Genomic DNA, 10,279 nt, shown 5'->3' with positions numbered 1-10,279 from the left:
CAGATTGGTGTGGTGGGCTCTGTGTGGTTTATACCCCCCCGCCCACCCGGCGGGGCCACCGCCCCCCCCACGGTGGCCTTAACGGCTTTCTTCGGCATGTGGCGAACGGAGCGTTCGCGACGTTCGGCGATGCCGGTGGCTGTTCGGAGAGGCCGGATGCCGAGGGACGCCCTGGTCGCGTTGGGTGCGACGAGGGCGTCCCTCGGTGCAGTCAACGCACCGAAGGCGTCCCTCGGCACCCCCTCGCCAGCGTTGCCGAGCAGCATCGTCAGGCGTCTTGAACGCGACGTTCGGGACGCGGGGAACCGAGAACCCGGGAGCGAAGCGATTCAGGCGCCTTCGACGCCGATCTCGAACGCGGATTCGGTGTCGGCGGCAGAGTAGGAGCGGAAGGCGATGTGGGTGACGGTGTCGAGGACGCCGGGCACCTTGCCGATGCGGCCGGGGATGAGGTCGGCGAGATCCTCGTGGGCGGCGACCCGGACGGTGGCGATGAGGTCGACGTCCCCGGCGCACGAGTAGACCTCGCCGACGCCGTCGAGATCCGCGATCGCCTGTGCGGCGGACGGGATCGCGTCCGCTTCGACCTGGATCAGCACGATGGCGGTGATCACCGGTTGTCCTCCCAAGTTCGGGTTGCTGCTTCGCGCGATCCTAGCCGGGTCGGCGGGGCTCAGCCCGCGACCCGTTCCAGTGACCGCGCGCCGGAGGCGAGGTCGAGCCAGCCCGTCCAGCCCGCCACGGCGGCGGGTTCGGCCCATGGCCTGCTCGTCCGCACCAGCCGGACGCCGGGGCGGGCCAGCCAGCGGAGCAGGACGCCGACCTCCTCCGGGGCGGCGCCGTGGAGCGGGCCGGGACCCGGCAGCACGGTCTCGGCGGCGGCCACCAGGTGTTCGACGATCGGCATGGGCGGGACGCCGCGCCGGGCGACGCCCGCCGAGGCGAGCCTGCCGTGGCGGATGATCGCGAACTCCCAGCCGCCCGCGCCGTCCGGCGCGGCCGCGACGAGTTCGGTGATCGCGGCGAGCGCGGCCTGCCGGTGGGCCCTGCCGACGGCGCGGACGAGGTCGGCGAGGTCGTCGCGGTGCCGGGCCGCCTGTTCGAAGTGCTGCCCCTCGGCGAGCCGGTCGAGCTGGGCGGCGGCGCTGCGCAGTGGCCCGGCGCCGTGCCCGGCGATCAGTTCCGTGACGGCGTCGACGGCGGGGGAGTAGGCCTCGACGGTCTGCCGTCCGGCGCACGGTGCGCCGCAGCGGCCCAGTTCGGCGAGCACGCACGGTGTTCCCGAGGCCGACGTCGGGGAGATGCGCTGGGTGCAGGTCCGCAGGCCGGACGCGCCGGCGAGGGTGTCGGCGGCGGTGCGGGCGTCGGTCTGGCTGCGGAACGGGCCGAGCACGCCGGGGCGGGGCAGCCGGACCACCGACAGCCGGGGGAACGCCTCCTCGGTCAGCCCGATCCACCAGGCGTGGTGCGGGTTCTTGGACCGGCGGTTGTACATCGGCCGGTGCGCGGCGATGAGCCGCAGTTCGCGGATCTCGGCCTCGAGCGCGTGCGCGCATTCGACGGCGTCCACCCGCTCGGCGAGCCCGACCATCTCGCGGATCCGGCCGCGGCTCTCCGAACCGGTGAAGTACTGCCGGACGCGGCGGCGCAGGTCCTTGGCCGTGCCGACGTAGAGGACCTCGTCGCCGGGCCCGCGGAACAGGTACACGCCCGGCCGGGACGGCAGGTCGTGGGCGAGGTGCCGTTTCCGGCGCTGCGCCACGGTGACTTCGGGCAGGTAGTCGACGAGCTCCTCGAGCGTGTGCACGCCGAGGTTCCCCACCCGTTCCAGCAGCGCGTGCAGGACGTCGACGGTGGCGCGGGCGTCGTCGAGCGCGCGGTGCGTCGGCCGGGTGCGCGAGCCGAGCAGCATGGCCAGCGAGGAGAGGCGGTAGCTGCGCGCCTCCTCGCGCGGGATGACCCGGCGGGCCAGCCGGACCGTGCACACGACCGTCGGTTTCGGCCAGACGTAACCGTGTCCCTCACAGGCCGCGCGCATGAACGACACGTCGAAGCCGGAGTTGTGCGCGACCAGGACGCTGCCGCCGATGAACTCGAGGAAAGCGGGCAGCACCCGCTCGATCCGCGGCGCGTCGTACAGCATCGCCTGCGTGATGCCGGTCAGCGAGACGATCTGCGGCGGGATCGGCGTACCGGGGTCGACCAGCGTCGCGAACTCGCCGAGCACCTGCCCGCCGCGGACCTTGACCGCGCCGATCTCGGTGATGCCGTCCGGCCCGGGTTTCGTGCCGGTGGTCTCCAGGTCGAACACGACGAAAGTGGTGTCCCGCAAGGGAGTGCCGAGCTCGTCGAAGGCCAGCTGAGCCTGGCCGGTGCGTCCACGTGCGTCCATGATCCCCGCACAGTAGAACCGGCCACCGACATTCCCGGCGCGCGCGCAAGCCGTCCCACGCGACGCGGATTCCCGGTCCGGGGCCTACCCTGGTGCAATGCACCCGCAGCCGGCCGACCCGGAACTGCCCGAGGACGCCGCCGGCCCCTCGGGTGTCGTTCCGCGCCCGGACGCCGGTCCCGAAGCGGAGTGTGCCCGGCCCGAGCAGGCGACCTGGAGCGCGCTGCCCGAGCCGGTGCGTGACCGGATCGCCGAGCTGGCCGCCGCCGCGGTGGCGAAACTCCCGGCCGCGGACGTGCCGAGGCAGCTGCGCCCGGTCGCGAAGTTCGCCCCGGCCAAGCGCGCGAAGCTCGGCGGGGCGGCGCTGCTCACCGCGCTGGGTGAGTCCTCCCAGTTCCGCACCGCGGTCATCGAATGGCTGCGGGAGCACCGCACGGACGTGCTCGACCCGAACGCCCCCGATTCCGTCGCCGCGGCCGCCGCGGCGGTGCTGCTCGGCGAGGCCAGCGCGGCGGGCCGGGTCCGGCTGGTGGCCAAGAACGCCGAGGAGACGGCGCTGCGGGCCGAACGGGACGCCGCGCTGGCCCGCAACCAGCGACTGGAGGCCGAACTCGCGCAGCTGCGGGTGGAGCTGGAGAAGGCGCGGGAAATCGCCGAGAACGCCCGTGGCGAACGGGAAGCCGAGGTCGAAAAGCTGCTGAAGCGGCTGCGTGAGCAGGGCGTCCAGCTGAGGCAGGCCAAAGACGCGGCGGTGGCCGCGCGTGCCGAGGCCGAGTCCGGCGCCTCCGCCCGCGACGAGGAGATCGCCGCGCTGAACGGCCAGCTGGAACGGGAACGGCAGCGGGTGGCGAACGAGCGGGCCCGTGCCGAGCGCGCGGTCGCCGACGCGGAGATCGCGCGGCAGTCGGCCAGGGAAGCCCGTGAGGCCGACGAGGTGCGCCTCGGCCTGCTCATCGACACCATCGACGGCGCGGTCACCGGGTTGCGCCGCGAGCTGGCGCTGGGCGCCCGCGGCGCGCGCCCGGCGGACATGATCCGCGGGACCCGCTCCGGGCTCGGCCAGGGCGGGCGGATCCAGGACGTCTCGGCGCTCGACCGGTACCTGGCGCTGCCGAACGTGCACCTCATCGTCGACGGTTACAACGTCACCAAGACCGGCTACCCCGAGCTGGCGCTCGCCGACCAGCGGGACCGGCTGATCCACCAGCTTTCGGCGCTCGCCGCGCGGACCGGCGCCGAGGTCACGGTCGTCTTCGACGGCGCGGGGGTGCTCTCCGTCCCGGCCGCGGTGCCGCGCGGTGTCCGGGTGCTGTTCTCCGAACGCGGTGTGCTCGCCGACGACGTCATCAGGTCGCTGGTCGCGGCCGAGCCCGCCGGACGGCCGATGGTGGTGGTGACCTCGGACCGGGCGGTCGCGGACTCGGTCCGCGGCGGCGGTGCGCATCCGGCGCCGTCGGCGGTGCTGGTCAGCAGGTTGAGCCGGGTCTGAGGCGCGACGGGCTTACACCCGCGCGGCCTGCTCGTCGTGAGCGCGCGAAAACTGTCGGTGGTGACTCCTACCGTGCTTTCGACGGTACGGAAACTGTGAGGAGCCCGACATGGACGACACCCGCCACCGCCCGGTCGACGTGGACCTGGCCGAGATCGACACCCTGATCGTCGACTGCGACCGGTGCGCGGTCCGCGGCGACGCCTGCTCGGACTGCGTGGTCAGCGTGCTGCTCGGCGCGCCGCCCGCGGTCGTGTGGGACGCCGAGGAGCGTCGCGCGGTCGACGCGCTCGCCGAGGCCGGAATGGTGCCGAAACTCCGGCTGGTACCGGACGGAGGGCGACAATCCGCTTGACTCGCCCGATTCGTGGCTACGCGGTGAAAGGTCGATTCGCTCGGTAAACGGTCGGTAGCCGAAACGGCACTCGATAAAGGTCCAGCGTGTGGCGCCTGTCACAGTATTTCTCCCTCGCTGGTCCGATGGTGTTTAGCCGCGTCACGCAGAGTTTTTAACGGGGGCTTGGTGGACGGGCACCCGGTCGTTTCGTAACCTGTCCGAGATCTCGTGGCCAGCAGTCGTCATTGGGACGGCGACACGGGATCGCCGCCGGAACAGCTTTGTCGGGGAGCTGGGACCGGAACCACCCGCGTGCCTCACCTGTTGCGGAAGAGCACGGCCAGGTACGCGGCCGGGACGAAGTGGCGAAGAGGGCCCCCGACCTCTTCGGCAGGTGTGCCAGTCCCGGGCCGGTAGGCGGCCGAGAGCAAAGGAGACCCGCGCGACCGTGCAGTCGCATCCAGTCAAGCGGGTGGTGTCAGGTGCCATGGCCGCGGTAGCGGTGATCACCGTCGTCACCCTTGCCCAGCCGGCGGCCTCCTCCGCCGCCCCGTCCCCCGCCCCCCAGGTCCCGCCCGGCAATTCCTCGGACGCGCTGGCCAAGTACCGCGACCTCTCGGCGCAGGCCGAGAAGATGAACCAGGAACTGCTCAAGGCCCAGGACGATCTCAAGGCCAAGCAGGGCGACCTCGACAAGGCCGCCTCCGACACCGACGCCGCGAAGGACGCCGGTGCCAAGGCCGCCGAGAACGAGAAGAAGTTCCGCACCGAGGTGGACAAGTTCGCCGGTGCCTCCTTCACCAGCGGTGTGCAGCTGAACAAGCTGTCCGCGCTGCTGGCCGGTGGCAGCACCCAGGACTTCCTCGAGCGCTCCTCTGCGCTGGACGTGCTCTCCGCGGACAAGAACGTGGCGCTCGGCAACCTCAGCGGTGCCGTCAAGGAAGCCGCCGCGTCGACCGCGAAGGCGGCCGACGCGCAGAAGCGCGCGCAGGACGCCCGCGACGCCGCGGCGAAGCTCACCAGCGACATCGAGGCGAAGAAGAAGTCCCTCGACGCGCAGGTCGCGGAGCTGAAGACGCAGGCAGGCCTGCTCAGCTCCTCCGACAAGGCCGCGCAGAAGGACACCGGCGGCAGCAGGCCCAACGTCAAGGCACCCGGGCCCGCGGCGCAGGCCGCGGTGGACGCGGCGCTGAGCAAGCTGGGCAGCCCGTACGTCTACGGTGACACCGGCCCGAGCACGTTCGACTGCTCCGGGCTGATGCTGTGGGCCTACAAGCAGGCGGGCGTCAAGCTGCCGCGTACGGCCGACGCGCAGATCGCCTCCGGCGGCACCCCGGTTTCGCGGGACCAGCTGCAGCCGGGCGACCTCGTCGGCTTCTACTCGCCGATCACGCACATCGGCATGTACATCGGTGACGGCAAGATGGTGCACGCGCCGGACACCGGCGACGTCGTCAAGATCTCGCCGCTGCAGAGCCAGTACGCGGGCGCCACGCGCCCCAGCAGCTGAGCCGAGCAAGACCCGGGAACGGGGCGGTACCGCACACGCGGTGCCGCCCCGCTTTCGTTGCCGGCGATCAGTAACCTGCACGGTGTGCTGAGGACCCTGCTCGTGACGAACGACTTCCCGCCGCGCCCTGGCGGGATCCAGAACTACCTCAACTCGCTGGCCACCCGGCTGCCCGCGGACGACCTGGTCGTCTACGCGCCGTCGTGGGAGTCGAGCACGGACTCGCACACCGAGTTCGACGCCGAGGCGCCGTTCGAGGTGGTCCGGCATCCGACGTCGCTGATGCTGCCCACCCCCGACGTGCTGCGGCGCGCCAAGCAGATCATGCGCGCCCGCGAGTGCGAGGCGGTCTGGTTCGGCGCCGCCGCGCCGCTCGCGCTGCTGGGGCATCCGTTGCGGCGGGCCGGTGCGCGGCGGGTGCTGGCTTCCACGCACGGCCACGAGGTCGGCTGGTCGATGCTGCCGGGGTCGCGGCAGGCGCTGCGGCGCATCGGGGACACCGTCGACGTCGTCACCTACGTCAGCAAGTACACCCGCCGCCGGTTCGCCGCCGCGTTCGGCCCGATGGCCGGCCTCGAACTCCTTCCGTCCGGAGTGGACACTTCGCTGTACAAACCGGACCCGGCCGCGCGCGAGGAGATCCGCGCGCGGTACGGCCTCGGTGACCGGCCGACGGTGGTCTGCGTGTCCCGGCTGGTACCGCGCAAGGGACAGGACATGCTCGTGTGCCTGCTTCCGGAGCTGCGCAAGCGGATTCCCGGCGCGGCGCTGCTGCTCGTCGGCGGCGGCCCGTACCGCAAACGCCTCACGCAGGCGGCCGAGGCCCTCGGTGTCGCGGACGACGTCGTGTTCACCGGCTCGGTGCCGTGGGCGGAACTGCCAGCGCACTACAACGCCGGGGACGTCTTCGCGATGCCCGCGCGTACACGGGGCAAGGGATTGGACGTCGAGGGGCTCGGGATCGTCTACCTGGAGGCCTCGGCGACCGGGTTGCCCGTGGTCGCGGGCAGCTCCGGTGGCGCGCCGGAGGCCGTACTGGACGAGGTCACCGGCCACGTCGTCGATGGCCGCGACGGCGGCCAGTTGCTCGAGACGCTGGCGGCGTTGCTCGCCGATCCGGTGCGGGCGCGGCGGATGGGTGTCGCGGGCCGGGAATGGGTCGCCGAGAACTGGCGCTGGGACACCATGGCCGGGCGGCTGTCCGGCCTGCTCGACGGCGAACCCGTGGCGGCCGTGCGCTGATGGCCGAGATCGTTCTCTTCCACTCCGCGCTCGGCCTGCGCCCGGCGGTGTTCGCGGGTGCCGAACGGCTGCGCGCTGCCGGGCACGTCGTGCACGTCCCGGATCTCTACGCGGGGAAGAGCGCGGACAACGTCGTCGACGGAATGGCGATCAACCGGGGCATCGGATACCCTGAGCTGCTCAGGCGCGCCGCGGCCGTCGTCGACGGCCTTGCGGGCGGGCTCGTCCACGCCGGGCTGTCACTGGGCGCGAGCCTTTCCGCGAACCTCGCGAGGACCCGTGGGGACGCGAGCGCGCTCGTCATGCTGCACCACGCGCCGGAGTACGTGCCGGGCGTGCCGGCCGCGCTGCACGCGGCGGACCCCGACGAATGGGTCGAGGCGGACCGGTACGCGGCGTGGGCGGGCAAGCCGGACGTCGAGACGTGGCGGTATCCCGGCGCTTCGCACCTCTACACCGATCCGGACACCCAGGAGAGCCTCCCGGGCGACACCACCGCGGCGGAACTCACCTGGCAGCGGGTGCTGGAGTTCCTCGCGCGCCTCGGCTGACCGGTCCCGGGGATATGTCGCGAACGAGTCGTTCGGGACGTTCATCGTCGGCAACGGAGCGTTCGCGACGTCGGCCGTCATCGGCACGACCATGGCGATCACGTGGGCTCGTAGATCGCCGGGTGCCGCGGGTCGTCGACGCGCACCACGACGTCCGCGAGGGCGCTGGGATCGACCTCCTGTTCGTAGCGTGCGTAAGCGGGCAGCGCCCAGGCGTCGTCGGCCGGGACGCGGCGGCGCAGGGCGGCGGGGGAGAGCCACAAGTGCACGGCGAGGTCGAAGGTGAGTCCGGCGCCGAGCAGCAGTTCGCCGTCGATGAGCACGACGCCGTCTTCGGGCACCGGCACCCTGTCCCGCCGCGTGGCACGGTCGCGTTCGGCGTCCCACAGCGCGGGGAGCACCGCGCCGCGGCCGCCGTCGGCGAGCGGGTCGAGGACTTCGCGGCGCAGGGCGTTCACGTCGAGCCAGTCGGTGTAGCGGGCGTCGGGGTCGTGCCTGCCGTGTTCGAACCGCAGGGACGCCGGGCGCAGGAAATCGCGCGCGGAAATCCGCACGATCGGCCGCCCTCGCAGGCGTAGCGGATCGACCAGCGCGTTCGCGAGTGCTGTGGTTTCCGTCGCACCGTCGGCGCCGTCGATCGCGACCGCGATCCGGCGGCGGCCGGTGACGGCCTCGATGCGGTCGGTCAGTTCGGCCGTCAGCGCGGCCGGGGAAATGGGGCGGTAGCGCACGAGTAGAGATCCTGCACCCGGACCGGGGACGGTTTTCGTCGGTGGTGGCTGTCATGATGGGCCGGTGAACGCTGAAGTGGGGAAGACGGCCGAAAGTGGTTGGCAGATAGGGGTTTCCCGGACGTTGCCGTATCCGCCGGAGCGGTTGTGGGCATTCCTGGTCAGCAAGGAGGGGGCGGAGATCTGGCTGGGGCCGGGCGCCGAGCTGCCCCGTGAACGCGGCGCGGTGTACGAGACGGCGAACGGCACGACCGGGGAGATCCGGAGTTTCCACGAGGGCGACCGGATCCGGCTCACCTGGCGGCCGAAGGACTGGGACCACGATTCGACGATGCAGGTGACGGTGAGCGGCACCGGGCAGAAGTCCACGCTCCGTTTCCACCAGGAGTGGCTGTCGGGCCCGGAGGAGCGGGCCGGGCAGCGGGCATACTGGAAAGACGTGACCGAACGCGTGGTGGCGGCGCTGGCCGAACGCTGAGGGAGACCCCGCCACGCCCGGGAAGGCTGGGGGTGCCGCGGGATGAGGCCCGAGGACGTCACGGAGATCGGCGAGGAGTTCACCCAGGACGCGCACGCGGTGATGGCGCGGCTGCGCGAGGCGGGCCCGGCCCAGCGGATCCAGCTGCCACGCGGGCTGCCGTGCTGGCTGGTGACCGGTTTCGCCGACGTTCGCGCGCTGCTGGCCGATCCGCGGCTGAGCAAGGACACCGGGCGCGCGCACGAGCTGTTCCGGGCGCGGATGGGCGGCGACGCGGTGAGCGCGTTCGGCCAGGAGCTGACGACCCACATGCTCAACAGCGACCCGCCCGACCACACCCGGCTGCGCAAGCTGGTGAACAAGGCGTTCACCAGCCGCACGGTGGCCCGGCTGCGCCCGCGGATCGAGGAGATCACCGCCTCGCTCCTCGACGCGATGGCCGGGCAGCCGAGCGTCGACCTGCTGCCCGCGTTCGCCGCGCCGTTGCCGATCACGGTCATCTGCGAGCTGCTCGGTGTACCCCTCGGGTGCCAGGCGGATTTCACGGGCTGGACGAAGACGTTGCTGTCGAGCGCGCGGCCCGAGGCCATCAAGACCGCTGCCGAGCAGATGCACGGATACCTCGCCGAGCTGATCGAACGGAAGCGCGCCGAACCGGCCGAGGACCTGCTGTCGGACCTCGTGCACGCGACCGACGAGGGTGAGCGGCTCAACGGCACCGAGCTGGTTTCCATGGCGTTCCTGCTGCTCGTGGCCGGGCACGAGACGACGGTCAACCTGATCGCGAACGGCGTCCTCGCGTTGCTGCGCGCGCCGGATCAGCTGGCGCTGGTGCGGTCGGACCCGGCGCTGCTGCCGGGCGCGATCGAGGAGTTCCTGCGCTACGACGGCCCGGCCAGCCTGACGACGCTGCGATTCACCACCGAACCGGTGGAGCTGGACGGGGTCACCATCCCCGCCGACGAGTTCGTGCTGCTCTCGCTGCTCGGTGCGAACCGGGACGCCGAGCGGTTCGAGGACCCGGCCGAGCTGGACGTCACCCGTGCCGCGGGAGGGCATGTCGCGTTCGGCCACGGGATCCACTACTGCGTGGGCGCGCCGCTGGCCCGGCTCGAGGCCGAGATCGCCATCGGCCGCCTGCTCGAGCGGTTTCCCGGTCTGCGGCTGGCGGCGGAGCCCGGGACGCTGCGCTGGCGGGAGAGCATGCTGGTGCACGGTCTCGAGTCGCTCCCGGTGTCGCTCGCCTGATTACCCCGTCCTCGCTCGCGGCGGCCGCCGCAGCCCGAGCCGGGACAGTTCACCCGAAGGTGGGCAACCCGGCCGAGTGGCGACGCAGCGTGTGTGACCCATGTCACTCCGTGCGCGTTTTCCTGCGAAAGGGCTAGTTCGATCGGGTTCGATGCGGCCTTGACGTGCGAAAACCCGCCCTCTCAGGCACTGGGATTAAACCTGAAAGATCTTTACATAGCGGACATTTCGGGAGTTTTTCGGTTTCCTGTCCTCATGACCGAAATCTTCCGTGGTGCTCATGACACCGGACCGCCATTCC

The 10,279-nt window shown here is 71.9% G+C and carries 10 protein-coding genes; 7 read left to right on the top strand and 3 right to left on the bottom strand.

From position 1 onward, the window contains the following. Positions 1-329: 329 nt before the first annotated feature. Positions 330-614, bottom strand: a complete 285-nt coding sequence (locus ACFWY9_RS21420; RefSeq protein WP_378330785.1) for an Lrp/AsnC family transcriptional regulator — start codon at positions 612-614, stop codon at positions 330-332. 59 nt (positions 615-673) lie between these two features. Continuing rightward, positions 674-2,392, bottom strand: a complete 1,719-nt coding sequence (locus tag ACFWY9_RS21415; RefSeq protein WP_378339711.1) for a DEDD exonuclease domain-containing protein — start codon at positions 2,390-2,392, stop codon at positions 674-676. Positions 2,393-2,489: 97 nt separating this feature from the next. Here ACFWY9_RS21415 and ACFWY9_RS21410 point away from each other — a divergent pair, with 97 nt between their 5' ends. The 5 genes from ACFWY9_RS21410 to ACFWY9_RS21390 all read left to right on the top strand — a co-directional run bounded on the left by ACFWY9_RS21410 (position 2,490) and on the right by ACFWY9_RS21390 (position 7,521). Then, on the top strand, positions 2,490-3,881 hold the full coding sequence (locus tag ACFWY9_RS21410) for an NYN domain-containing protein (protein ID WP_378330787.1): 1,392 nt from the start codon (positions 2,490-2,492) through the stop codon (positions 3,879-3,881). A 109-nt stretch (positions 3,882-3,990) separates the two neighbouring features. Then, positions 3,991-4,236: a hypothetical protein gene (locus tag ACFWY9_RS21405; protein WP_378330788.1), complete on the top strand. Its 246-nt coding sequence runs from the start codon at positions 3,991-3,993 to the stop codon at positions 4,234-4,236. A 430-nt stretch (positions 4,237-4,666) separates the two neighbouring features. Beyond that, positions 4,667-5,728 carry a C40 family peptidase gene (locus ACFWY9_RS21400; RefSeq protein WP_378339709.1) on the top strand — a complete coding sequence of 354 codons (1,062 nt, stop codon included), beginning with the start codon at positions 4,667-4,669 and terminating at the stop codon, positions 5,726-5,728. Between the two features lie 84 nt (positions 5,729-5,812). After that, positions 5,813-6,970 carry a glycosyltransferase family 4 protein gene (locus tag ACFWY9_RS21395; RefSeq protein ID WP_378339707.1) on the top strand — a complete coding sequence of 386 codons (1,158 nt, stop codon included), beginning with the start codon at positions 5,813-5,815 and terminating at the stop codon, positions 6,968-6,970. Then, entirely contained in the window at positions 6,970-7,521 is a 552-nt protein-coding gene (locus tag ACFWY9_RS21390) for a dienelactone hydrolase family protein (protein WP_378330791.1), read from the top strand. Before ACFWY9_RS21395 ends, ACFWY9_RS21390 begins: the two co-directional genes overlap by 1 nt. 98 nt (positions 7,522-7,619) lie before the next feature. On the opposite strand, the gene ACFWY9_RS21385 is transcribed toward ACFWY9_RS21390, so the two are convergent. After that, positions 7,620-8,252 carry a uridine kinase gene (locus ACFWY9_RS21385; RefSeq protein WP_378330792.1) on the bottom strand — a complete coding sequence of 211 codons (633 nt, stop codon included), beginning with the start codon at positions 8,250-8,252 and terminating at the stop codon, positions 7,620-7,622. Between the two features lie 124 nt (positions 8,253-8,376). Here ACFWY9_RS21385 and ACFWY9_RS21380 point away from each other — a divergent pair, with 124 nt between their 5' ends. Together ACFWY9_RS21380 and ACFWY9_RS21375 are read left to right on the top strand one after the other, a co-directional pair. Then, positions 8,377-8,730 carry an SRPBCC domain-containing protein gene (locus tag ACFWY9_RS21380; protein ID WP_378330816.1) on the top strand — a complete coding sequence of 118 codons (354 nt, stop codon included), beginning with the start codon at positions 8,377-8,379 and terminating at the stop codon, positions 8,728-8,730. A gap of 42 nt (positions 8,731-8,772) precedes the next feature. Further along, positions 8,773-9,978 carry a cytochrome P450 gene (locus ACFWY9_RS21375; protein WP_378339705.1) on the top strand — a complete coding sequence of 402 codons (1,206 nt, stop codon included), beginning with the start codon at positions 8,773-8,775 and terminating at the stop codon, positions 9,976-9,978. Positions 9,979-10,279 lie beyond the last annotated feature (301 nt).

The organism is Amycolatopsis sp. NPDC059027 (assembly GCF_042739735.1).
In the GTDB taxonomy this organism is placed as follows: Bacteria; Actinomycetota; Actinomycetes; order Mycobacteriales; family Pseudonocardiaceae; genus Amycolatopsis.
This window is presented reverse-complemented; position numbering and strand designations above follow the sequence as displayed.